20 protein-coding genes are annotated in these 22,555 nt (G+C 70.7%); 8 read left to right on the top strand and 12 right to left on the bottom strand.

Annotated elements, in window-relative coordinates; genetic code table 11:
* Nucleotides 1-33 precede the first annotated feature (33 nt).
* The 5 genes from AB0G15_RS18070 to AB0G15_RS18090 all read left to right on the top strand — a co-directional run bounded on the left by AB0G15_RS18070 (nt 34) and on the right by AB0G15_RS18090 (nt 4,637).
* Complete coding sequence (locus tag AB0G15_RS18070; protein ID WP_362840723.1) at nt 34-1,023, top strand: ABC transporter substrate-binding protein; 990 nt, start codon at nt 34-36, stop codon at nt 1,021-1,023.
* Nucleotides 1,020-1,808 carry an ABC transporter permease gene (locus AB0G15_RS18075; protein ID WP_362840726.1) on the top strand — a complete coding sequence of 263 codons (789 nt, stop codon included), beginning with the start codon at nt 1,020-1,022 and terminating at the stop codon, nt 1,806-1,808. Before AB0G15_RS18070 ends, AB0G15_RS18075 begins: the two co-directional genes overlap by 4 nt.
* The gene (locus AB0G15_RS18080) at nt 1,808-2,599 is read left to right on the top strand and encodes an ABC transporter permease (protein ID WP_362840729.1); all 792 of its coding nucleotides are present in this window, start codon (nt 1,808-1,810) and stop codon (nt 2,597-2,599) included. The genes AB0G15_RS18075 and AB0G15_RS18080 overlap by 1 nt, the downstream gene beginning before the upstream one ends.
* Before the next feature lie 9 nt (nt 2,600-2,608).
* Nucleotides 2,609-3,391: an ABC transporter ATP-binding protein gene (locus tag AB0G15_RS18085; protein WP_362840732.1), complete on the top strand. Its 783-nt coding sequence runs from the start codon at nt 2,609-2,611 to the stop codon at nt 3,389-3,391.
* A gap of 241 nt (nt 3,392-3,632) precedes the next feature.
* Nucleotides 3,633-4,637 (top strand): methyltransferase, encoded by a 1,005-nt coding sequence (locus AB0G15_RS18090; protein WP_362840735.1) that lies wholly within the window; start codon nt 3,633-3,635, stop codon nt 4,635-4,637.
* Here the strand turns inward: AB0G15_RS18090 and AB0G15_RS18095 are convergent.
* From AB0G15_RS18095 to AB0G15_RS18125, 7 genes are all read right to left on the bottom strand, one after another.
* Nucleotides 4,579-5,211: an FAD-dependent monooxygenase gene (locus AB0G15_RS18095; RefSeq protein ID WP_362840738.1), complete on the bottom strand. Its 633-nt coding sequence runs from the start codon at nt 5,209-5,211 to the stop codon at nt 4,579-4,581. The genes AB0G15_RS18090 and AB0G15_RS18095 overlap by 59 nt on opposite strands.
* 170 nt (nt 5,212-5,381) lie before the next feature.
* Complete coding sequence (locus AB0G15_RS18100; protein WP_362840741.1) at nt 5,382-5,921, bottom strand: ATP/GTP-binding protein; 540 nt, start codon at nt 5,919-5,921, stop codon at nt 5,382-5,384.
* 7 nt (nt 5,922-5,928) lie between these two features.
* Nucleotides 5,929-6,327 carry a DUF742 domain-containing protein gene (locus tag AB0G15_RS18105; protein ID WP_362680287.1) on the bottom strand — a complete coding sequence of 133 codons (399 nt, stop codon included), beginning with the start codon at nt 6,325-6,327 and terminating at the stop codon, nt 5,929-5,931.
* A 9-nt stretch (nt 6,328-6,336) separates the two neighbouring features.
* On the bottom strand, nt 6,337-6,759 hold the full coding sequence (locus tag AB0G15_RS18110; protein ID WP_030906232.1) for a roadblock/LC7 domain-containing protein: 423 nt from the start codon (nt 6,757-6,759) through the stop codon (nt 6,337-6,339).
* Nucleotides 6,756-9,725, bottom strand: coding sequence for a nitrate- and nitrite sensing domain-containing protein (locus tag AB0G15_RS18115; RefSeq protein ID WP_362840743.1), 2,970 nt, complete (start codon nt 9,723-9,725; stop codon nt 6,756-6,758). The genes AB0G15_RS18110 and AB0G15_RS18115 overlap by 4 nt, the downstream gene beginning before the upstream one ends.
* Before the next feature lie 197 nt (nt 9,726-9,922).
* Nucleotides 9,923-11,329, bottom strand: a complete 1,407-nt coding sequence (locus AB0G15_RS18120) for an aminobutyraldehyde dehydrogenase (protein WP_362840745.1) — start codon at nt 11,327-11,329, stop codon at nt 9,923-9,925.
* A 34-nt stretch (nt 11,330-11,363) separates the two neighbouring features.
* Complete coding sequence (locus tag AB0G15_RS18125) at nt 11,364-12,635, bottom strand: glycosyltransferase (protein ID WP_362840747.1); 1,272 nt, start codon at nt 12,633-12,635, stop codon at nt 11,364-11,366.
* Between the two features lie 126 nt (nt 12,636-12,761).
* On the opposite strand from AB0G15_RS18125, the gene AB0G15_RS18130 reads away from it, so the two are divergent.
* Nucleotides 12,762-13,370 carry a TetR family transcriptional regulator gene (locus tag AB0G15_RS18130; RefSeq protein ID WP_362840749.1) on the top strand — a complete coding sequence of 203 codons (609 nt, stop codon included), beginning with the start codon at nt 12,762-12,764 and terminating at the stop codon, nt 13,368-13,370.
* Here AB0G15_RS18130 and AB0G15_RS18135 read toward each other — a convergent pair.
* From AB0G15_RS18135 to AB0G15_RS18150, 4 genes are read right to left on the bottom strand one after another with little or no spacing between them, the layout of a single operon-like run.
* Entirely contained in the window at nt 13,364-14,389 is a 1,026-nt protein-coding gene (locus AB0G15_RS18135) for an ABC transporter ATP-binding protein (RefSeq protein WP_362840752.1), read from the bottom strand. The genes AB0G15_RS18130 and AB0G15_RS18135 overlap by 7 nt on opposite strands.
* On the bottom strand, nt 14,389-15,162 hold the full coding sequence (locus tag AB0G15_RS18140; protein WP_362840754.1) for an ABC transporter permease: 774 nt from the start codon (nt 15,160-15,162) through the stop codon (nt 14,389-14,391). Before AB0G15_RS18140 ends, AB0G15_RS18135 begins: the two co-directional genes overlap by 1 nt.
* On the bottom strand, nt 15,155-16,039 hold the full coding sequence (locus AB0G15_RS18145) for an ABC transporter permease (protein ID WP_362840757.1): 885 nt from the start codon (nt 16,037-16,039) through the stop codon (nt 15,155-15,157). Before AB0G15_RS18145 ends, AB0G15_RS18140 begins: the two co-directional genes overlap by 8 nt.
* Complete coding sequence (locus AB0G15_RS18150; protein ID WP_362840759.1) at nt 16,036-17,163, bottom strand: spermidine/putrescine ABC transporter substrate-binding protein; 1,128 nt, start codon at nt 17,161-17,163, stop codon at nt 16,036-16,038. The genes AB0G15_RS18145 and AB0G15_RS18150 overlap by 4 nt, the downstream gene beginning before the upstream one ends.
* Nucleotides 17,164-17,476: 313 nt before the next feature.
* Here AB0G15_RS18150 and AB0G15_RS18155 point away from each other — a divergent pair, with 313 nt between their 5' ends.
* Together AB0G15_RS18155 and AB0G15_RS18160 are read left to right on the top strand one after the other, a co-directional pair.
* On the top strand, nt 17,477-18,460 hold the full coding sequence (locus AB0G15_RS18155) for a hypothetical protein (RefSeq protein ID WP_362840762.1): 984 nt from the start codon (nt 17,477-17,479) through the stop codon (nt 18,458-18,460).
* Between the two features lie 70 nt (nt 18,461-18,530).
* Nucleotides 18,531-19,535 carry an SIS domain-containing protein gene (locus AB0G15_RS18160; protein WP_362840765.1) on the top strand — a complete coding sequence of 335 codons (1,005 nt, stop codon included), beginning with the start codon at nt 18,531-18,533 and terminating at the stop codon, nt 19,533-19,535.
* Between the two features lie 219 nt (nt 19,536-19,754).
* On the opposite strand, the gene AB0G15_RS18165 is transcribed toward AB0G15_RS18160, so the two are convergent.
* Nucleotides 19,755-22,475, bottom strand: coding sequence for an AAA family ATPase (locus AB0G15_RS18165; RefSeq protein ID WP_362840942.1), 2,721 nt, complete (start codon nt 22,473-22,475; stop codon nt 19,755-19,757).
* Between the last annotated feature and the right edge of the window lie 80 nt (nt 22,476-22,555).

The raw sequence follows: 22,555 nt of genomic DNA on the forward strand, positions 1-22,555 counted from the left end.
GGCAGGGGCGGTCAAACGCAGCTAAGGAGACCCATGAGGTTCAAACTTGCGAGCCGGGCCGTCATCGCGGGAGTGGCCGCCGCCCTCGCGCTGAGCGCCTGCGGAAGCTCTGAGACCCCCGCCGGCCCCACCACCGCCGCGAACGCGGGTGGCCTGGAGAAGGCCACCATCAAGATGGGGGCCCTGCCGATCCCCGACTCCGCGGCGCTCTACATCGCCAAGAAGCGGGGCTTCTTCAAGGATGAGGGGCTCACCGTCGAGATCGAGCCGGTGGCCGGCGGCGCCCAGGCCCAGCTGGGTCTCATGGGCGGCACCTTCGACGCCACGCAGACGAACTACGTCTCGGCCTTCCTGGCGGTCTCCAGGGGCCAGAAGATGAAGATCATCTCTGACCTCTACCAGGCCGCCCCGAACTCGTTCAACCTCATGGTGCCGAAGGACTCCGGGATCAAGACGCCCGCGAACCTCAAGGGCAAGAAGATCGCGGTCAACAGCAAGCAGAACATCGGCACCCTGGCGGTGACGACGGTGCTCAAGACGCACGGCCTCACCGAGAAGGACGTGGAGTTCGTCGAGTTCTCCTTCCCCGAGATGGGGGCCCAGCTGGCCAACAAGACCGTCGACGCCGCCTGGATGACGGAGCCGGCCCTGACCGCGGCGCAGAAGAAGATCGGCGCCCAGAAGCTCGCCGACACGATGGTCGACTCCACCGCCGACTTCCCCATCGCGGGCGTGGCCGTCACCGAGAAGTTCGCCACCGAGAACCCCAAGACGGTCGCCGCCTTCCAGCGCGCGATCGCCAAGGCCCAGCAGATCGCCGCGACCGACCGCAAGGCCGTCGAGGAGATCCTGCCGGACTACACCCAGATCGACGCGGCGACCGCGGCCGTCATCACGCTCGGCGCCTTCCCCACCAGCCTTGACGAGACCCGCCTGCAGCGGGTCGCCGACCTCATGCTGGAGCAGGGTTACCTCACGAGCCCGATCGAGGCCAAGACCATCCTCCCCGGAAACCTCGGGTGACAAGACGCAACCCGCTCGACAGCAGACTGCTCTGCGGCGCCCTCGGCGTCGCGGGGCTGTTCTGCGTCCTGGAGGCCGCGGGCCGGACCGGGCTGATCGACCCGCTCGCGTTCCCGCTGATCTCCACGGTGCTCGGCCGGGCGGCCGCTCTCGTGGTGGACGGGGAGTTCCTCTCCGACGTCGTCTCGACCCTCGGCGTGTGGGCGACCGGGCTGCTGATCACGGTCGTGATCGCGGTGCCCCTGGGGTTCCTGCTCGGCACCCTGCCCCGCGTGGAGAGCGCGCTGCGGCCGATCGTGGAGTTCCTGCGCCCGATCCCGTCGATCGCGCTGATCCCGCTGGCCCTCGTCGTGTTCTCCGACAGGTTCGACATGAAGGTCACCCTGGTCGTCTACGCGGCGACCTGGCCCATCCTGATCAACACGATGTACGGCCTCAAGGACGTCGACCCCCTGGCCAAGGAGACGCTCCGCAGCTTCGGGTTCGGCAGGCCGGCCGTGCTGTGGCGGGTCTCCCTGCCGAGCACCGCGCCCTTCATCGCCACCGGCGTCCGGCTGGCGTCGGCGATCGCGCTCATCGTGGCGATCAGCGCGGAGCTGCTCGGCGGCGGCGCCGACGGCATCGGCAGCTACGTCCTGGAGAGCGCGGGCGGCGTGGACGCGACGGAGTACGTCATCGCCGCCGCCATATGGGCCGGCGTCATCGGCCTGGTCACCAACGGCCTGTTCGTGTCCGCGGAGCGGCGGCTCTTCCGCTGGCACACCGCCCGTACGGAGGTGGTGTGATGCGCGGCGCGATGCGCGTCATCGGCCGGCTGTGGCCGGTCGCGGCCGTCGTGGCGCTGTGGGAGTTGCTCACCCGCCACCTGGAGGCGCTGGGCTTCCCGCCCCCGTCGCAGATCGCGGCCAGCGCGTACACGCTGTGGCTGACCGGCCCCGCGGAGCGGCTCTGGCTCACCGACGCGGCGCTGGAGAACATCCCCGCGAGCGTCGGACGGCTGCTGGCCGGGTGGGTGCTGGCCGGGGTCGTCGGGATCGCGCTCGGGGTCGCCCTGGGCCGCTCCCCGCTGCTCTTCCGCCTCGTCGACCCCCTGGTGCAGTTCGCCCGCGCCATTCCCCCGCCCATGCTGCTGGCGTTGTTCCTGGCACTGTTCGCCATCGGCCCGCGGATGCAGATCAACTTCATCGCGTTCGGCATCGTCTGGCCGGTCCTGATCAACGCGTGCGACGGCGCCAGGCACGTCGACCGCCAGCACCTGGACACCGCGAGCGTCTTCGGGCTGACGGGCCGCGAGCGGCTGTTCCGGATCATCCTGCCCTCGGCCATGCCGAAGATCTTCGCCGGGCTCCGGGTCAGCCTGTCGCTGGCGCTGATCCTCATGGTGCTCTCCGAGCTGATCGGCAGCACCGACGGGATCGGCTACCAGCTCCTGGACGCCCAGAGGTCGTACGACTTCCCCGGTGTGTGGGCGACCATCGTGGTGCTCGGCGTCCTGGGATACGCGTTCAACTCGGCGTTCCTGGCGGCCGAGCGACGTGTCCTGTCCTGGCACCGATCCGCCAAGCAGACGACCTGAGGACCTGCTGTGCTCGAAATCACGAACCTGTCCCATACCTACGGCAGCGGGCCGACCGCGCACAACGCGCTGGGCGGCATCGACCTGAAGGTCGCCCAGGGCGAGCTGGTGTGCGTCGTCGGCCCCTCCGGGTGCGGCAAGTCCACCCTGCTGCGCTCCATCGCGGGGCTGATCCGGCCCAGCGGCGGCCAGGTCACGCTCAACGGCACCCGGGTCGAGCAGACACCCGACAACCTGGCCGTGGTGTTCCAGGACTACAGCCGCTCCCTGTTCCCCTGGATGTCGGTGGCCGACAACGTCTCGCTCCCGCTGCGCCGCAGGGGTCTGGACAAGCAGCGGCGCAGGGAGTCCGCGCTGGAGGCGCTGGAGGAGGTCGGGCTGCAGGGCGCCGCGGCCAAGTACCCGTGGCAGCTGTCCGGCGGCATGCAGCAGCGGGTGTCCATCGCCCGCGCGCTGGCCTACCGTCCGGCGCTGCTGCTGATGGACGAGCCGTTCGGTTCCGTCGACGCCCAGACCCGCGAGGACCTGGAGGACCTGACCCTGCGGGTCCGCGGCCTGCACAACATGACCATCGTGCTGATCACCCACGACATCGACGAGAGCGTCTACGTCGGTGACCGTGTCGTGGTCCTGTCCAAGGCCCCCGCCGGAATCGTGGGCGACCTGCGCGTGGACCTGCCGGGACCGCGCGACCAGATCACCACCCGCGAGCACCCCGACTTCGTGCACCTGCGCGCCGAGGTCGGCCGCCTGGTGCGCGGCATCCCCAGCCCGTCCACCCCGACCCGCTGAGCCCGGCCCGCTGAGCCCGGCCCGCCCCGTCCCCGGCACCGGCCCCCGCCCCGGCTCACGGTCCCGGACCGCGGCGGGAACGCCCGCGGACCCCTGACGGGCCCGGCTCACGGTGCCGTGAAGAACACCCGCCGGAACCGGCGCGCCCCCCGCCCGGGCGCGCCGGCGCTCCGGCGTGGACGCCCGACCCTGGCGTGCCGGTCCCCCTCACGGATCCGCACGCCACACAGAGAGGATCTCCATGAGCAACCCACAGGCACCGGTCTGGGACGCGATCGGCGGCGTCTCCCGCTTCGCCGCCCTCGCGACGATGGCCGAGCTCGGCTGCGCCGACCACCTGCGCGACGGGCCCCTGGACGTCGACGAGCTCGCGCGGCGCTGCGGCGCCGACGCGCCCGCGCTCGGCAGGGTGCTGCGCGAACTCGCCTCCATGGGCATCGTCGCGACGGTACGGCCCGGCGTGTACGAGCTGACCGAGGCCGGAGCAACCCTCCGCGACGACGTGCCGGGCTCGCTGCGCCCGGCGGTACGGATGATCTCCGAGGAGGGCTTCTGGTACGGCATGGGCAAGGTCCCGCAGACCGCCCGCACCGGCAGGTCGGGGTTCGCCGAGCGGTACGGCCCGCTGTACGGCTACCTCAAGGCCAACCCCCAGGCCGGAGCCCTGTTCAACGACTACATGGTGGTCCGGGCCAAGCCTTTCGCGGACGCGGTGGCCGAGCGCTACGACTTCTCCGGCGTGCGCACGCTGGTGGACGTGGCCGGCGGCAAGGGTCACATCCTGGCCTCCGTTTTGAACAGGTATTCAAATGTCGCGGGCATTCTTTTCGACCAGGAACAGGTGGTGGACGACGCCAGGCGATTCTTCACCGAGGCCGCTCTTGAAGACCGGTGCAAATTCGTCTCCGGCGATTTCTTCGCCTCGGTGCCCGAGGGCGGCGACACCTATCTGCTGAGCAGCGTCATCCACAACTGGTCCGATGAGGACTCGGTGCAGATTCTGCGCAATGTCCGTAAGGCCATTTCCGATGACGGCCGGGTGCTACTGGTGGAGGCCGTGGTGCCCGACGACGACCGGCCGCACATCAGCAAGGACATCGACATGCGCATGCTCGCCCTGTTCGGGGACGGCATGGAGCGCAGCGCCTCCCAGTACGCCGCGCTGCTGGAGGCCTCCGGCTTCCGGCTCAGCCGGCAGGTGGAACTGCCCCAGGGAGCCTCCGTCGTGGAGGCCCTGCCCGTGTGACGGGACTGCGCGGTGACGGGACTGCGTGAGACCGTGTGGTGACGGCCGGCGGCCGGTGACGTGAACCTCGCGTCGCCGGCCGTCGCCGTTTCGCCCGTCTCGCGACGATCATTGTGGTGCCGTCGAGAAAAGGGTCCCCCTCGGCCGTCCCCCGCCACATCCGGATCCCGTTCCACAGCAGCGGCCCGTCGCCGGGATGCAGCCGGGCACGCACGGCCGAGTGGATGCCGTCCGCGCCCACGAGGACACCGGCCGTCTCCTTCAGGTGCCCACCGGTCCGCACGTCGCGCAGCGACACCGTGACGCCGGCGGGTCCCGCGGGCCCGGCCTCGTACTGCTCGAAGTCCTCCAGCCGCAGCCCGGTCCTGACGGCACCGGCGCCGAGCCGTCCACGGACCGCGGAAAGAAGCAGCATCTGCAGCTCACCGCGGTGCACGGAGTACTGGGGCCAGTTGTATCCCGCGAACCTTCCGCGCGGCAGCGACAGGATCGTTCCGCCGAACCTGTCCGTGAAGTTCATGGAACCCGTCGGCACGCCGACCTCCGCGAGCTCGTCCCCCAAGCCGAGCTTCATCGGCCTTGTCGTCGCCCCCGCGCTCGCCCCATGCGGCGATTTCGATGCCGGCGCGGAAGGCCGGTCGGCAGCGCGGGCATAGAAGTGAGGGTCTCCCCGGAAGCCGGTCTCATCGAAAACGTCAAAAGCGCGGGCCTCGTCCCGATGAGGACGAGGCCCGCGCCGGAACGTCAGACCCGGAGGGTGAGAACGTGCTCGACCAAGGTGATCAAGGTCGACTTCACGGCGTCGCGGGACCGGGCGTCGGTCCGGACGATGGGGATGTGCGGGGCGATCGTCAGAGCCTCCCGCACCTCCTCCTCACCGTGGACGTGCGATCCGCCGAACCCGTTGAGGGCCACGACGAACGGCAGGCCGGCCTCTTCGAAGTAGTCGATCGCCGGGAAGCTGTCGGCCAGCCGCCGGGTGTCGACGAGCACGATCGCGCCGATCGCGCCCTTCACGAGGTCGTCCCACATGAACCAGAACCGGTGCTGACCCGGCGTACCGAACAGGTACAGGATCAGGTCACGGTCCAGCGAGACCCGGCCGAAGTCCATGGCGACCGTGGTGGTCCGCTTTGTCGGAATGTGCGAGAGGTCGTCGACGTCCGCACTCGCCTCCGTCATCACCGCTTCCGTGGTCAGCGGCATGATCTCGGAGACCGCGCCGACGAAGGTCGTCTTGCCGACACCGAACCCGCCGGCAACGACGATCTTCGTCGACGTCATTCCGGCGTCAGAGCCTGCGAAGCCCACTGAGCACCCTTTCAAGCAAATTGAGATCCGGCTTACCCGCATCCAGCGACGGCTGGTGGATCTGCACCAAGCCCTCGGCCGCCATGTCCGCGATCAACACCCGGGTCACGCCGAGAGGCATGCGCAACAGGGCGGAGAGCTCGGCAACCGAGCGCACCTGCCGGGACAGCGAGATGATCGCCTGATATTCCGTGGAGAGCGTGGTGGGATCCACGCCCGCGAACGTCGCCGAGGAGACCAGCGCCTCGAGAGCCAGCTGCATCCGAGGAGCGGTCCTGCCCCCGGTCACAGCATACGGACGGATCAAACGATCTCGCCCGCTCTTGGCCTGGGACGTACCCAGAGATTCCTCCGGGCCACGCCAACCTGGTGCGTCCATATCACCCCCCTATCGCTGAACCGACTGCAGCTCGGCCCGGAGCGCAGGCGTAAGGGCCTGGCCGGCACGCTCTGCGAGCAATGTCATCTGGTAGGCCACGAGGCCCATGTCGCAGTCCGGCGAGGCCAGCACGGCCAGCGCGGAACCATCGCTGATCGACATGGTCAGCAGGAGACCCCGCTGCATCTCGATCACCGTCTGTGCCACGGGACCGCCCTCGAAGACCCGCGAGGCCCCCTGGGTGAGACTGATCAGACCGGCCGTGATCGCGGCGAGCTGGTCCGCCCTGTCCTTGGGGAAACCCTGGGAGTAGGCCAGCGGGAGCCCGTCCGCGGAGACGATCACCGCGTGCGCCACTCCGGGCATCTCCTTGACGAACTCGGTGATCAGCCAGTTGAAGCCGCGAGCGGCCTGGCTGAGTTGGTTGTTCACTGCTGGTTCTCTCCCTCGACGGCGTTGGCGCGCTCGCTCATCTCAGCACGTCCCTGCCGTACGCCTTGCTGGAAACTGGATAGACGGCTGCGCACCCGTTCCGCCGAGATCGGCGGCATCGGGGGGGCCGGAGCCGCCGGAGCCGCCGAGGCGGCCCCGGGAACGAGGTTCGCCTTGGGCACCCGCTTGGGAAGGCCCGCGCCTGTCACGCCGCCCTCCACGGGCTTCTTGGCGACCTCGGCGGCCGCCCAGCCCTGGTCGGAGGGAGTGCTCCACGGCTGCCTCTCGGCCGCCGGCTCGGCCGGCCTGGGCTGCTGCGCCGGCTGGGGCGTGCGCTGCGGCAACGGCTGCGCCTGCTGCTGGGGCGTGCGCTGCGGCAGCGGCTGGGACTGCTGCGGCGGTGACGAGGAATGCGTGATCTGCGGGATGTTCTGGGTCTCCAGCCCCTGCGGACCCCGCCTGACCCGCTGCTCCAGCGGCCGTGGCCTGACCTCGGCCACGGGCTCGGGAGCGGCCTCCGGCTCCGGCTCGGGAGCGACGGACGCGCTGCTGCGGAACCAGTCGGAGCCCACCGCCGCGAAGATCGGCAGGAACTCCTCGGGCTCCGGTTCCGTCGGCGGCACCTCGACCACGGGAAGGGCCTGGGTGTTCTCCATCGGTTCCAGCCGCTGCGGCGTCCAGGGGTCGATCGCGGGCGGGTCGGGCCAGGCCGAGGGGAACGACGGCGGCGCGGTCGACGCCAGCGGGGACGACCACAGGTCCTCCACCGCGGAGGCGGGCACCACGGGCCCGGACCACAGGTCCGCGGACGTCGGCGCCGGCACCTGGGGAGGCGCCTGGGCGGGCGGCGTCCCGGGACCGGCCTGCGGCCGGGTACCGCGCCCGGCCCCGATCCCGGTCCCGAACGGGTCCGGGTTCGGGACGGAGCCGAACGGGTCGGGGTTCACCGTGCCGAACGAGTCCTGGTTGGACATGTTGGACATGCTGGACATGGAGCCGAACGAGCCCGCCGGCCCCCCGAAGGAGCCGGACGGCATGCCCTGTGCCGACATCGCCATCTCGGGCATCATCGTGGACTGGGCCACCACCTGCACCGGCAGGAGCACGACGGCACTGAGGCCGCCGGTGTCCGGACGCCTGAGCTGGACCCTGATGCCGTGGCGCATGGCCAGGCGGCCGACCACGAACAGGCCCATCCGGCGGGAGACCGACAGGTCCACCGCGGGGGGCTCGGCCAGGCGGCGGTTGGCCTCGGCCAGTTCCTCGTCGCTCATGCCGATGCCGGAGTCGGTGACCGCCAGGATGACGGCGCCCATCTCGTTGCCGTTGCTGGTCACCGTGATCTTGGTGTCCTGCGGCGAGAAGAAGATCGCGTTCTCGACGAGCTCCGCGACCAGGTGGACGATGTCGTTGACGGCCTGGCCGATGATCGAGATACCCGACTCGATCCGGAGGTTGACCCGCTCGTAGTTCTCGACCTCCGACAGCGAGGCGCGGACCACGTCGCTGAGCGGGACCGGCTCGCTCCACCGGCGGCTCTGCTCCTGGCCGGCGAGGACCAGGAGGTTCTCGGAGTTGCGGCGCATGCGGGTGGCCAGGTGGTCCAGCTTGAAGAGGCTGCCCAGCCGGCCCTCGTCCTGCTCGCCCTGCTCCAGGTCGTCGATGAGGTCGATCTGCCGTTCCACCAGCGACTGGGTGCGGCGGGAGAGGTTGACGAACATCGCGTTGATGTTGCTGCGCAGGCGGGCCTCGTCGCCGGCGAGCCGGATGGCCTCGCGGTGGACCTCGTCGAAGGCCCGGGCCACTTCCCCGATCTCGTCGCGGGAGGCCACTCCGATGGAGGGCACCTCGACGTTCGGGGCGTGGTCGCCGGACTCCCGCAGCACCCGGACGGTCTCGGGCAGCCGGGTGTCGGCCACTTCGAGCGCCTCGCTGCGCAGCCTGCGCAGCGGCCGGACGAGCGTGCCGGCCACCCAGGCGGTGATGAGCAGGATCAGCACCAGCAGGACCAGGATCGAGGCGCCGGAGATCACGGCGCTGCGCTGCTCGGCGCTCTCCATCTCCTGACTGCGGGCGACGACCGCGGACGCCAGGCGGCGCTCGAGGGCCCGCATGCCCTCCACGATCGAGGTGGAGGCTCCGTACCAGGTGTTGGCACTCGCGGACCAGGTGCGGCCGGCCATCCGCTCCAGCGGCTTGTTCTCGCGCATGAGGGACATGACGAGAGCGCGCACGGAGTCGGCCTGGTCGACCTTGGGACCGGTGACCGCGTCGCGGAAGCCCTTGATGTCGGTGGCGGAGGCGGTCGCCCTGAAGGCGTTCTCCTCGCTCTGCTGGCTCCGGTACGCGCCGAGGAGGTCGGCGGGGTCGTCGAAGTCGAACTTGCGGTCCAGGAAGCTGACCATGAGGGTGCCGCGCTGCCTGGCGACCTGCTCCTTGGCCCGGGTCAGCGCGCCCAGCGCGAGCGCGTCTCCGATGAGGCGCTCGTCGCCGCCGCTGCGGCCCAGGTCGTCGTGGAGGGTGATGAAGTCGGTGATCATCCGCGTGTACATGCCGAGGGCCGCCCGGGGGAGCACGCTTCCGTCGGTCATCAGCCTGCGCAGGCCCGGGAGTCCGTTGAGCCAGCGGCGGATCTGGGCCACCTCGGTCCGGACGCGGGCGGCCTGCGACGCGTCGAGGGCGTCCATGGCGGCCAGCGTCTGGGTCCTGCTCCGGTCGACCACCTCGCGCTGTTCCTTGACCCTGCCCAGGTTGGTGCGGGTCTTGGCGGCGATGGACCAGGCGGTGAGGTCGCGTTCCTCGGCCATCTCGTGGGAGAGGGTGCCGAGCGACTCGACCAGTGAGGCGACCTCGCTCATCCGGCGGTACTCGTCGGCCGTGGACAGGGCCGTGGTGAGCTGGAGGCCGGTCAGGAGCACGGCCGCGGCGGTCGGGAGCAGGATCAGCGCGACCAGACGGGGACGCACGCGCCAGTTCGCCGGCAGGAGTCGACTGCCCACCCCTGACGCGCGGTGGCTCCGGCGGTCTTGTGTCATCACTGGCCTACGTAACCCCTCGCCGGATTTGGAAGCGGCGGAAGCAATTTGAGCACATCCTTTATGTCACTTCGAATGGAGTAAGTACCGACATATCCCCTCAAAAGGGACATGCGGCATCAAAGTTTTCAGGCGGGCCGGAAGGAATCCTTCACCTCCGGAGCCTGGTGCTTGATCATCAGATGGCGGGTCACAGAGTATTCCTGAACCGCCTCCTGACTCATGTCCTTGCCGAAGCCACTTCCCTTGACCCCGCCGTGCGGCGCCTCGGACGCGATGGGCAGATGGTCGTTCACCCAGGTCACGCCCACGTCGAGCCGGTGCGAGACGCGCAGTGCCCGCGCCACGTCCCTGGACCAGACCGAGGAGGCCAGCCCGTAGGGGGTGTCGTTGGCCAGCCGTACCGCCTCGTCCTCACCGTCGAAGGGCAGTGCCACAAGGACCGGACCGAAAAGCTCACCCTGAACGATCTCACTGTTCTGCGCGGCGCCGGAAACCAGGGTCGGCGGATAGTAGAACCCGGGCCCCTCGAGGGGGACGCCGCCGTGCAGCACGGAGGCGCCCGCGGCGACGGAGCGCTCGACGAAGCCGTGCACGCGGTCGCGGTGCCCGGCGGAGATCAGCGGGCCGATGTCGGTGGCCGGGTCCCAGGGGTCGCCCACCGTGATCTGGGCCAGCGTCGCGTGGAGCGCCTCGACGGCCTCGTCGTACACGTCGCGGGAGATGTAGACGCGGGTCGCGGCCGTGCAGTCCTGACCGGTGTTGTAGGTGGCGCCCATCGCGACGCCCCTCGCCATCTCCGACAGGTCCGCGTCGCCGAAGACCAGCGCCGGGGCCTTGCCGCCGAGTTCCAGGTGGACCCGCTTCAGGGAGCCGGTGGCCCCGCGCATGACGGCGCGGCCCGTCGCGGTGGAGCCCGTGACGCTCACCATGTCGACGCCCGGGTCGGCGACGAGGGCCTCCCCCACCTCGGCGTCGCCCAGGACGACCTGGAGCAGGCCGTCGGGCGCGCCGGCGCGGGAGAACAGCTGCGCCATCCTGAGCGTGGTGCCCGGCGTCTGCGGGGCGGGCTTGATGACCACCGCGTTCCCCGCCGCCAGCGCGGGGCCGATCTTCCACACCGCCATGACCAGGGGGAAGTTCCAGGGGGCGATCGATCCCACGACCCCGACCGGGCGGCGCACCAGCACCGAGGTGTAGCCGGAGCTGAGCACTCCCGCGCCGGTGCCGTCCAGCGAGCGGGCCGCGCCGGCGAAGAAGCGGAGGTTGTCGGCCGCGAACGGCAGCTCGCCGTCGCGGAAGACCGCGGCGGGCTTGCCGGTCTCGATGACCTCCAGCCGGGTGAGCTCCTCGGCGTCGCCCTCGACGAGGTCGGCGAAGCGCAGCAGCACCCTGGACCGTTCGGCCGGGGTCGCCGTGCTCCACTCCTCGAACGCCGCGCGGGCCCGCCGCACGGCGGCGGCCACCTCCTCGACCGGGGTGTCGGCCACCTCCCGCAGCAGGTCGCCGGTCGCCGGATTGATCAACTTGCCCATGGAACTTCCCTCGTCGTGGTGATGCGGGGAGCCGTCAGGCGCCGGCCCGCTCGATCAGGTCGGCCGCCCTGCGCAGGCCGTCCCGGCCGCGGATCTCCTCGCCCGCGGCGGCCAGGCGCTCGCGGAGCGCGGTGTCGCCCAGGAGCCGCTCCAGCGCGCCGGTCAGCTCCTCGTCGGAGAAGGTGTAGGTGGCCAGGCGCACGCCGTAGCCGAGCTCGTGGACGCGCTGCGCGTTGTCGTACTGGTCCCAGAACAGGGGCAGCAGGATCATCGGCTTGCCGAAGTGCAGCGCCTCGGTGGTGGTGTTGTTGCCGCCGTGCGTGATGACCAGGTCGACCATCGGGATGATCTTGGTCTGCGGCACGAACTCGGCGCCCCACATGTTGCCGGCCAGCTTGATCTCCTCGTGCAGCGGCCCCATGGAGACGATGAAGCGGTACGGGGTCGTGGCCAGCACGTCGATGACCCGCTGCATGAGGGCGACGTCCGCCGAGCCGAGCGAGCCCAGCGAGAAGTAGACCAGCGGCCCCTCCTGCCCGGCCAGCGACGCGGGGAGCTCGAAGCCGCCCTCCGTCTCGCGCACCGAGGAGTCCAGGCGGTGCCAGGAGTCGCCCAGCGGCCGGGCGTCGGTGTAGTCGGCGATCTCCGGGAAGACGTACAGGTTGAGGTCGCCCTCGTGGATGAAGTCCAGGTCCGGCAGCGGGCGGGCGCCCTGCTCGACGACCCACTCGTTGAAGGCGGTCCAGATCTCGCGGTGGGTGCGGTCGTACTCGGCCTCGAAGGCGCCCCACTCGGAGCGGTCGTCGGCGGGCAGCCCGGAGAAGACCGGCGCGACGCCCTCGCCGCGCACCTCCAGCGGGTTGCAGGACACGATCCGCACGAACGGCTTGCCCGCCGTCAGCAGCGCCGGGAAGGTGATGACGTTGTCCTCGACGATGACGTCCGGCTGGACGCGCTCGATAATCGCCTTCAGCTGAGGCTCGCAGTACTTGGCGCCGTCGATAAGCGCGTCCCAGATCGGCTTGGTCACCGTCTCCAGCTGCTCCAGGGTCGACTTCCGGTATTCGGGGGCGGTGTCCCTGATGAAGTCCTTCCAGAACTGCCCGGCGTCCTGCTCCTCCTCGGACGGCGGCGCGAGATCGACCAGGTCCTCCTCGAATCCGAGAGCCTCCAATTTCCCCTTCCAGGAGGCCTCAGCTGCGAAAACGACTCGATGTCCGCGCTTACGAAGAATGTCACCGATGCCGATGCAGTTGTTCGTCGGCCCGTAGGCACTCTCCGGCATGAACAGGATCGTGAGAGACATCACGCCTCCTTGCGTCTAGGGGGTTGCGGCTTTTGAAGAATGATTCAATTCTCGGCTGGTAAAAACGCCGGGAAACGGTCACTATGGACCCCGGCACAGAGCGTGGTTTTCAACGAGCGGGGGAATATGACGCGCAAGGGACGGGCGGACCGGCGCCTGGATCTCATCGCGGCCGCACACCGGGCGATCGTCCGGCACGGCACCGAGGGGGTGCATCTCAACCACGTCGCCGAGGAGGCCGGTCTCACCTCCGGGGCGGTCCTCTACCACTACCCGCGCCTCAGCGAGTTGCTGGTCGACGCCCACCACGCCGGGATGGAGCGCTTCTACGAGCAGAGGCTCAAGCGGATCAGCGGCATGCGCGACCCCGCGGAGAAGCTCGTCGTGACCATCCGCTCGGGACTGCCGCACGGCCCGGACGACCCGGACGTCCGGCTGCTCAACGAGCTCGGCGGCGCCGCGGCCCGCAACAGGATGTACGCGCTCCTGCTGACCACGCTCTACGACCGCCAGGTCGCGCTCTACCAGAGCATCCTCGACACCGGGGCCGCCCTGGAGACCTTCAAGCTGTCCGGCGACTCGCTGCCCATCGCCCGCAACCTCGTCGCGCTCGAGGACGCGTACGGCTACCGCATAACGGCCCGCCACCCGGTGATCGGCGCGCAGGAGGCCGCGGAGCTCATCCTCGACTACGCCAGGACCGCGACGAACAACCCGCTCAAGTCTTCTCATTGAGGGATCAGCACTCCGTCGGCGTCCGCCCAGCCGAGCGCGACGGAGGAACCCGCCCGCACCTGCGTGGCCCCGGGGGTGGCCACCAGGACGGGCGTGGGGCGCCCGCTCACCTGGACCGACACGTGCGAGACTCCGCCGAAGAAGCTCACGTCGACGACCTCGCCGCGCAGTACCCCCTCGGTCCCGATCCTGAGCCGCTCCGGCCGTACGGCGAGCAGCGCGGGCGTGCCGTCGGGCAGGTTCGAGACGCCGGGAAGCACGCCGAGCCCGTCGCCGGCCAGGCCGACCGAGCAGGCCCTGCCGGGGAAGATGTTGTTGGCCCCCACGAAGTCGGCGACGAACGGGGTGCGCGGGCGCTCGTACAGCTCCACCGGGGCGTCGACCTGCTCGACCGAGCCCGCGTTGAAGACCGCGATCCTGTCGGCGAGCGACATGGCCTCCTCCTGGTCGTGGGTGACCACGACGAAGGTGATGCCGACCTCGTTCTGCAGCCGCTTGAGCTCCAGCTGCATCTCCGCGCGCACCTTCTTGTCCAGCGCGGACAGCGGCTCGTCGAGCAGCAGCAGGCGCGGCCGCTTCACGATCGCGCGGGCCAGCGCGACCCGCTGCCGCTGGCCGCCGGAGAGCTGCTGCGGCTTGCGCCCGGCCATGGTGTCCAGCCCGACCTTCTCCAGCACCTCGCCGACCCGGCGGCGGACCTCCGCCCGGCCCAGCCTCTCCCGCTCCAGGCCGTACGCGACGTTCTTCGCCACGGTCATGTGCGGGAACAGGGCGTACGACTGGAACATCAGGTTGACCGGGCGGCGGTGGGCCGCCTGGCCGAGCAGGTCCTCGCCGTCGAGCGTGACGGAGCCCTCGTCGGGGGACTCGAAACCCGCCAGGATCCGCAGGAGCGTCGTCTTGCCGCAGCCGCTGGGGCCGAGCAGCGCGAAGAACTCGCCCTGCCGGATCTCCAGGGAGACGTCCGACAGCGCCGTGACGTCGCCGAAACGGCGGCTGACACCTGTGATCTTCAGCATTAGGACAGCGACTCCGTCAGTCGGGTCATCCGCTGGGTCACGATCACCGCGGTGAAGCTCACCAGCAGCAGCAGCGTGGCCAGCGCGTTGATCTCGGGGGTGACCCCGAAGCGGACCATTGAGTAGATGACGATGGGCAGGGTCGGCGTGGTGGGCGCGGCCGTGAAGTACGCGATGACGAACTCGTCGATCGAGAGGGTGAACGCCAGCAGCGCGCCCGCCGTGATGCCCGGCGCCAGCTGCGGCAGCGTGACCCGCAGGAACGTGGTGAAGGGCGTCGCGCCCAGGTCCCTGGACGCCTCCTCCAGGGAGGTGTCGGCTCCCGCGAGCCGGGTGCGGACCACCGCGGTCACGAACGCCATGCCGAACACCGTGTGGGCCAGCAGCACCGAGTGCAGGCCGAGGGTCGCCTTGACGGTGGCGTAGAACACCAGCAGCCCGATGGCGAGCACCAGGTCGGGCAGGACCGCGGGCATCACGCCCAGCGCGTCCAGCGCCCGCGACCTGGTGTGCCGGGCCAGGCCCACCGCCAGCAGGGTGCCGAGCACCGTGGCCAGCACGGTGGAGCCCGCGGCCACGACGAGGGTGTTGACCAGCCCTTCGCGGATCTTGGCGTTCTGGGCGAGGACGCCGTACCAGTCCAGGCTGAAGCCCTCGTAGACGTAGGGAGACTCGCCGGCGTTGAACGACATCACGACGAGCACGACGATCGGCGTGTAGAGGAAGACGTAGGCCGCCCAGAAGGGGACGTACAGCAGGCGTGATCTACGCACGTCGGGCACTCCAGGCCTGCAGGAGCAGCAGGACGATCAGCACGGCGATCAGCGCCAGCGCGAGGGTGGATCCGAACGGCCAGTCGCGCGCCTTGAGGAACTGGTCCCTGATCAGGTTGCCGACCATGATGGAACGGCCGCCGCCGAGCAGTTCGGGGATGATGAAGTTGCCGAAGCTCGGCACGAAGACGAACAGGCAGCCGGTGAACACGCCCGGCAGGGTGAGCGGCAGCGTCACCGACGCGAACGTGCGGACCGGTGAGGCGCCGAGGTTGGCCGAGGCCTCGCGCAGCTGCGGGTCGAGCTTCTCGATCGCCGCGTACAGCGGCAGGACCATCAGCGGCAGGTACGAGTAGACCAGGCCGGTGACGATGGTGCCCTGGTTGTAGAGCAGCTCCAGCGGCTTGTCGATCAGCCCCAGGTCCAGCAGGGTGGTGTTGACCAGGCCGGGGCCGCTCAGCAGGATGATCCAGGCGTAGATGCGGACCAGGAAGTTGGTCCAGAACGGCAGCACGATCGCCACCAGGGCGATCGTCTTCCACTTCCGCGGGAGCCGGGCGATCAGATAGGCCGTCGGGTAGCCGACCAGCAGGGCGATCAGCGTGGCGATCGTGGCCAGCTTCAGCGAGCCGAGCACGACGTCCAGATAGAGCGGGTCGAGCAACCGGGCGAAGTTCTTGCCGGTGACCTCGTAGACCACCCCGCCGAACCGGCCCCTGCGGAAGATCGTGAAGCTGAGGAGCAGGGCCAGCGGTACCAGCAGGAGGACGAGCAGGTACGTCAGGCCGGGCCCCAGGAAGACGAGCCTTCCCAGGGCACGCGACCGGCGCGCCCGCGATCTCGCGGACGCGCCGGAAACGGTGGTGGAACGTGTCACTGCTTCGCCGAGACCTCGGTCGCGAGCTGGGTGAACTTGACCGAGTCCTCGCCCAAGTCGATGATCGACTCACCCTTGAGCAGGTCGGACGGCGTCATCTGCAGCGGGGCGTTGGCAGCCTTGAGCTTGGCGTCCATCGCGTCCATCGCGGCCTTGTTCGGGACCTTGTAGAGGATGTTCTCCGCGGCCCAGCCGTGGACCTTCGGGTCCAGGATGTAGTTGATGAAGGCGTGCCCCGCCTCCTTGTTCTTGGAGGACTTCAGCACGACCATGGTGTCCACCCACAGGTCGCTGCCCTCCTTCGGGATCACGAACTTGATGTTCTTCTCGGTGGTCGGGCACCAGCCGTCCCACGCCTCGACCATCACGGCCTCGCCGGTCTTGAGCTTCTCGCCGAAGGTGGTGTCGTCGTAGCCGAGCAGCTTCGGCTTGGCCTCCAGGAGCTTCTCCTTGACCTTGGCGATCTCCTCGTCGCTCTTGGTGTTGACCGAGTAGCCGAGCGCCTTGATGGCGGGAAGGGCCAGCCAGCGTTCGGTGGTCATCATGGTGACCTTCTTGAGCGCCTCGGCCGGCGGGTTGAGAATATCGTTCCAACTCGTCGGCGGCGTCTTCACCAGGTCCGTGCGGTAGCAGATGCCCGTGGTGCCCCAGGTGTAGGGGACCGAGAAGACGTTGCCCTTGTCGTAGGACAGCTCCTTGGCCTCGGGGTAGAGGTTCGCGAGGTTGGGGATCAGCTCGGGGTGCAGCGGCTCCAGCAGCCCGGCCTCGTTGAGGGCCTGGGCGTACTGGCCGGAGACGAAGGCCACGTCGAGGCCGGTGTCGTTGCCGGCGGTGAGCTTCGCCATGATGTCCTCGTTGGTGGCGTGCTCCGTCACCTTGAGGGTGGTCTTGAGGTTGTCCTTGACCCGCTGGGGCAGGTCCTCGGGCGTGTAGCCGGCCCAGACGGAGATCGTGACGCTCTGCTTGGAAAGGTCGGCGTTCGGGTTGAGCTGCGCCGACGAGGCGCTGGCGGCGGGCGCGGCGGCGGTGTCCGCGGCCTCACCGCCACAGGCCGAGACTGCGAGCGCGAGACCGGCGACCAGGGCGGCGGCCGGAAGACGACGGGTGTACCGAGTGCGGGACACGGCCGCTACTCCTTCAGAATTCAGTGTAATTGGGGTAGACCGGCCGTTAGGGACACGGCAGACCAAAGCAGGAGTGTTGCAGTCAACATTAACTTGAGCAAGACTTCCCCCGACATCACCCCTGGAAAGTTTGGTCCGTTTGTTAAATCCTGCTTCAATCTGGGACCGGCTCGACACGGTTCCCCAGGCCGGCGACGGGCGGACCAGTGAGCTCATCGCGGCTCTGACCTGCGACGTCCCGGATCCATTCGACGTCCGCCGATTCCATGCGCTCCCCGCCCCGATCACTACTCTTTTCTCAATCGACACTCAATTGTCATCGACCGGCGAGGGCGTCCGAGGCGCCGAACGGGGGGTCGGGGTCGACCAGACCAACCACTCGGTGGTCGTCGGCGAGCGGGTCGTCGTGAAATGGCTCACCCCGCCCGCGCCGCTCCCGGCGCCCGCCCCCGACGTGTTCGCGCACCTGACGTCGGTCGGCTTCACCGCGACCGCCACGCCGTACGCGTCCGTCTCCCGGCGCGCCGGCGACGGCTCCGAGCTGCTGCTCGCCCTCGTCACCGCGTACCTGCCCGGCGCCGCGGACGGCTGGGAGTGGTGCGTGGACGAGGCCGTCTCCGGCGGCACCTCCTTCGCCGCCGATCTGGGTGTCCTCGCCGCCGACCTGCACGCGGCGATGGCGACCCCGTCCGCGACCTTCCCCGACCCCGTGACGCACGCGGACGCCGTACCGACGGGAGAGAGCCCGTGGTCGCTGCGGGCGGGCGAGGCTCTGGAGGAGGCGCTGGCGCTGACCGGCGGAGAGGACGGCGACTGGCTCGCGGAGCGCGCCGGCGCGCTCCGCGCCGAGCTGGCCCCCCTCGCCTCCGTGGGGGCCACTCCGCTGATCCGCATCCACGGTGACCTGCACGTCGGCCAGATCCTCCGCTGGCGGGACGGCTACGCGGTGATCGACTTCGACGGCAACCCGACCGTCGCGGGCGCCGACCCCTTCCAGCCCGCGGCCCGCGACCTCGCCCAGCTCACCACGAGCCTCGAACACGTCGGGCAGGTCGCGATCAGGCGCCGCGGCGCGGACCCCGAGGTGATCGCCGGCTGGTCCGCCGCGGCCCGCGCCACCCTGGAGCCGGCCTACCTCGGGCGGCTGGCCGAACGGGGCCACGCCGCGCTCCTGGACCGTTCCCTGCTGCGCCCGTTCGAGATCGAGCAGGAGTGCCGCGAGCTCGTCTACGCGGCCAGGCACCTGCCCCGCTGGCGCTACGCCCCGATGGGCGTGCTGCGGTCCCGGTACCGATGAACCCGACGAACCCGACACCGATGAACCCGAAGACCTCGACGACCTCGACGACCTCGACGGAGGAGAGACCGTGATCCCCGAGCTGTACCTCGCCGATCTGGAGGCCAAGCCCGCCGCGCTGGCCGCCCTGGCCGACGCCCTGGAGGCGGGCGACCCCTTCGCGGGGATCCCCTCGGGGATCCGGCGGGTGCTCCTCCTCGGCATGGGCAGCTCCCGCTACGCCGCCCGGGTGGCCGCGCTGCGCCTGCGGGCCGCAGGGGTGGACGCGGTGGCCGAGTACGCCTCCGCGGCCCTGTCCTACCCGCCGAGCCCGGACACCCTGGTGGTCGCCATCTCCGCCACCGGCGGCAGCCGGGAGACCCTGGACGCGGTGGCCCGCCACCGGGGCCGGTCCTTCGTCCTGGCGCTGACCAACAACCCGGACTCGGCCGTCACCGAGGGCGCCGACCTGGTGGTCCCGATGGTGGCGGGCGAGGAGCGCGGCGGCGTCTCCTGCCGGACCTTCCAGCACACCCTCGCCCTGCTCCTGGCACTCGGCGGCCATCTGACCGTCCCCGGCTGGGGCGGGCGGGTCCCGGCCGGGGACGAACCCGGCGGTTTCGGCCGGGACATGCCCGAGCTGCTCCGCCGCACGGCCGAGGCCACCGCCGACCTGCTCGACCGCCGCGGCGAGTGGCTGGAGGAGGCGGCGGCGCTGCTCGACGGCCCGCACGGCGTCTACACGATCGCCCCCGCCGAGCACCTGTCCTCGGCCGAGCAGTCGGCGCTGATGTTCCGGGAGGGCCCGCGCAGAGCGGCCGACGCGTGCGAGACCGGCGACTGGGCCCACGTGGACGTCTACCTCACCAAGACCCTCGACTACCGCGCCATCCTCTTCCCCGGCTCCCGCTACGACGAGCAGGCCATGGACTGGATCGGGCAGCGCGGCTCCACCGTCCTGGCCGTCGGCGGCGAGCTTCCCGGCGCCAGGGCCTCCGTCCGCTACCGTCACGACGACGACCCCGACGTGGCGCTGCTGACCGAGACCCTGGTGGCCGAGCTCGTCGCCGCCCGCTGGTGGCTCGCGGGAAGCTGACGCGGGCTCCCCGCCCCCTCGCGCGGAACCGGCGCGTGGGTGCCGCCACGACGCGGTCAGCTGACCGCGTCGCTCCCCGCTTCGGACGTTGCGACGATTCCCGGCGCGCCGCACGGTGCTCCGCTCGCCCACTTCGAGCGGCGCAACGAGCCCATGCCGGAGTTTCCGGCGAGGTGACGGCACGTGGAGACGGTACGTTCCGCGGCCCGGAGCCCGGTGTCAGTCGCGTGACGTATCTATCAAGGCGTCGCGCAGTTGCGCGCGTGAGGTGATGCCGAGCTTGGGGAAGGCTCGGTACAGGTGGGTGCTGACGGTGCGGTGCGACAGATAGAGCTGCTGGGCGATCTCCCGGTTGGACAGGCCGTCGGCGGCCAGCCGGGCGATGTGCAGCTCCTGCGAGGTGAGGAACTCGGCGGTCGGCGGGACGCGCAGGTCGCTGGCCTCTCCCGCGGCCCGCAGCTCCTGGCGGGCCTTCTCCCCCCAGGCGAGCAACCCGAGCACGTCGAAGGCGTCGCGGGCGGCCCGCAGCGGCGCGCGCGCTTCCTGGATCCGCCGCCGGCGGCGCAGCCACATGCCGTGGGCGAGCAGCAGGCGCGCCCGCGCGGTGGGCCAGCGCGACAGATCGGCGCTCAGCGCGTCAAGATAGAGCGCCTCGGCGTCGGCGTCGTCGGCCAGCACCGCACGCGCGTGCCGGAGCCCCAGGTGCAGGAGCGGAGACGGGGTCCGGGCGGCCACCTGCTCCAGCTCCGTCACCGCCCCTCTGGCCGTCTCCCGCCGGCCGGTCGCCACCGCGGCCTCGGCCAGCTCGCTGATCACCCACTGCCGCCAGATCTGGTGGTGGGCGGCGTCGCCCGGCTCGAACAACCGCCACAGGTGTCCGAACGCGTCGTCGTACCGCCCGGCGCACAACGCGATCATGCCCCTGGCGTGCTGGAGCACCGCCACGGCCGAGCTGATCGCGACGGTGCCGAGCACGCGCTCGCCCTCGGCGGCCAGCGCCAGGCCACGTTCCTCCTCACCGCGGAGCCCGGCCAGCAGCGCCAGCATCCCCAGGGACGAGGCCTGCCGTCGCACCTGCGCGGTCTCGCGGGCCAGGCGGTGGGCCTCTTCCGCGACCAGAAGCGCCCCAGCCCAGTCGCCGCAGAAGACGTGGCGCCACACCTGCGTGCTGAGCGCCCGCGTGAGCAGCCCCAGCCTGCCCTGGGTCCGCAGATCGGCGATCGAGGCGTCCATGAAGTCGCCGACCAGGTCGAAGGCGCCGACCGTGCTCGCCGCGATGCCCAGGAGCCGGGTCGCGGCCCCGTCCAGCCGGGTGTCGCGCATCTTGGTCAGGCGCTCGATGACGTCCGCCCCGCGTTCCACCGCCCCCGCCGTGGCCAGGGTCACCAGCAGTTCCGGATCCTCGTCGCCGGCCGCCAGCCGCTCGGCCAGGTCGATGACGCGCCGGCGCTGCTCCCAGCCGGGGTCGCTCCACCAGCAGCGGATGGCCGCCGCCCGGACGAAGCCGAGTGCGAGCTCGCGGTCACCCGCCGCCTCCACCTCCTCGGCGGTCGTGACAAGCCGCCGGATCCGCGCGGGGCCCTCGTCGCGCCCTTCTCCCAGCATCTCGGTCAGCCAGACGACCCTGGCGCGCGGCAGCTCGCCCAGGACCGACGGCTCGGCCAGCGCGAGCAGTTCGGCAACTTGGTCGCCGCGGCCGAGTTCGAAGGCCAGCTCGGCCGCGGCCAGCAGGCGACGGGCACCGGCCGTGGACTCCTCGCTGACCTCCGCCGCACGGCGCAGGGCGGTCACCGCCACCGGGATCGCGCCGCGCTGCCGGGCCCGCGCGGCCACCTCCGCCAGCTCGGCGGCGACGGACTCGTCCCGATGGGCGATCGCCGCGGCGCGGTGCCAGGTCCTGCGGTCCGGGTCGCGGCCGTGCACCCCGGCCAGCGCGGCATGGGCGGCCAGGCGATCGACGCGGCCGGCCTTCTGGTAGATGGTCGAGCGCACCAGGGGGTGCCGGAAGCGCAGGGCCTGCCCGTGGAGCTCCACCAGCCCCGCGTCCATGGCCGGGGCGAGCGCCTCGGCGGTCATCTCGGTGCCCGTCATCATTCCGCCACCCGCGAGGACGTCGGCCAGATCGTGGCCGTCGTTGGCGGCGGCCACGAGCAGCAGCCCTCTGGTGTGGGGCGGGAGTTCGGCCAGCCGCACGGCGAAGGCCCGCTCCAGGCGCGCCGTGAGCGGCAGCAACCCCGCCTCGGCCGTGGCCGTCCCGGTGTCCAGCGCGAGTGGCAGCTCGACCAGGGCGAGCGGGTTGCCGTCCGCCTCGCTCAGCACGCGCCGGCGCATGCCGGCGCTGAGGTCGGCGGCCCGGGCGTTCAGAAGCGCCTCCGCCGCGGCGGGATCCAGGCCGGCCAGCCTCAGCTCGGGCACGTCGCTGTCGTCCAGGCTGGTCGGGTAGCCGTCGCGAAGGGCCATCAGCAGCACGATCGGATCCGAGCGCACGCGCCTGGCCACGAACCCCAGCACCTCGATGGTGGGCCGGTCCAGCCACTGGAGGTCGTCCACCACGATCAGCAGCGGCCGACCGGCCGCCACCTCACCCAGCAGGTTGAGTACGGCCAGCGCCACCAGGAAGGGTTCGGGATCGCTGACCTCGGCCATCCCGAAGGCGCCGAGCAGGGCCTCCCGCTGGCGGGCGGACAGCCGATCGGCGGTGCCGAGCATCGGCCGCAGCAACTGGTGGAGCCCGGCGAACGGCAGGTGCGTCTCACTCTGCACCCCGGAGACGCTGGACACCATCACACCGCGCGCCTCGGCCCGTGCGACGGCGACAGCCAGCAAGGCGGACTTGCCGATACCTGGCACGCCGGATACGACCAGGGCGCCACCGCCCTCGTGAACGAGGTCTACGAGGCCCTCGATCTGGGCCGTCTCGCGGTCGCGCCCGAAGAGCATGATCACGCGATACCTTCCCCGGAATCCGATGATCAAATTGTCGCATAACTACGTCACATGACGAATGACCGCTGCCTTGA

This window comes from Streptosporangium sp. NPDC023825 (assembly GCF_040639575.1).
Taxonomy (GTDB): domain Bacteria; phylum Actinomycetota; class Actinomycetes; order Streptosporangiales; family Streptosporangiaceae; genus Streptosporangium.

Excerpts from the sequence above, each read along its gene's own strand:
- AB0G15_RS18105 (WP_362680287.1), bottom strand. The coding sequence starts at position 6,327 with ATGGACGCACCAGGTTGGCGTGGCCCGGAGGAATCTCTGGGTACGTCC.
- AB0G15_RS18100 (WP_362840741.1), bottom strand. The coding sequence starts at position 5,921 with ATGACGTCGACGAAGATCGTCGTTGCCGGCGGGTTCGGTGTCGGCAAG.
- AB0G15_RS18080 (WP_362840729.1), top strand. The coding sequence starts at position 1,808 with ATGCGCGGCGCGATGCGCGTCATCGGCCGGCTGTGGCCGGTCGCGGCC.
- AB0G15_RS18090 (WP_362840735.1), top strand. The coding sequence starts at position 3,633 with ATGAGCAACCCACAGGCACCGGTCTGGGACGCGATCGGCGGCGTCTCC.
- AB0G15_RS18070 (WP_362840723.1), top strand. The coding sequence starts at position 34 with ATGAGGTTCAAACTTGCGAGCCGGGCCGTCATCGCGGGAGTGGCCGCC.
- AB0G15_RS18135 (WP_362840752.1), bottom strand. The coding sequence starts at position 14,389 with ATGCTGAAGATCACAGGTGTCAGCCGCCGTTTCGGCGACGTCACGGCG.
- AB0G15_RS18125 (WP_362840747.1), bottom strand. The coding sequence starts at position 12,635 with ATGTCTCTCACGATCCTGTTCATGCCGGAGAGTGCCTACGGGCCGACG.
- AB0G15_RS18165 (WP_362840942.1), bottom strand. The coding sequence starts at position 22,475 with ATGCTCTTCGGGCGCGACCGCGAGACGGCCCAGATCGAGGGCCTCGTA.
- AB0G15_RS18120 (WP_362840745.1), bottom strand. The coding sequence starts at position 11,329 with ATGGGCAAGTTGATCAATCCGGCGACCGGCGACCTGCTGCGGGAGGTG.
- AB0G15_RS18095 (WP_362840738.1), bottom strand. The coding sequence starts at position 5,211 with ATGAAGCTCGGCTTGGGGGACGAGCTCGCGGAGGTCGGCGTGCCGACG.
- AB0G15_RS18130 (WP_362840749.1), top strand. The coding sequence starts at position 12,762 with ATGACGCGCAAGGGACGGGCGGACCGGCGCCTGGATCTCATCGCGGCC.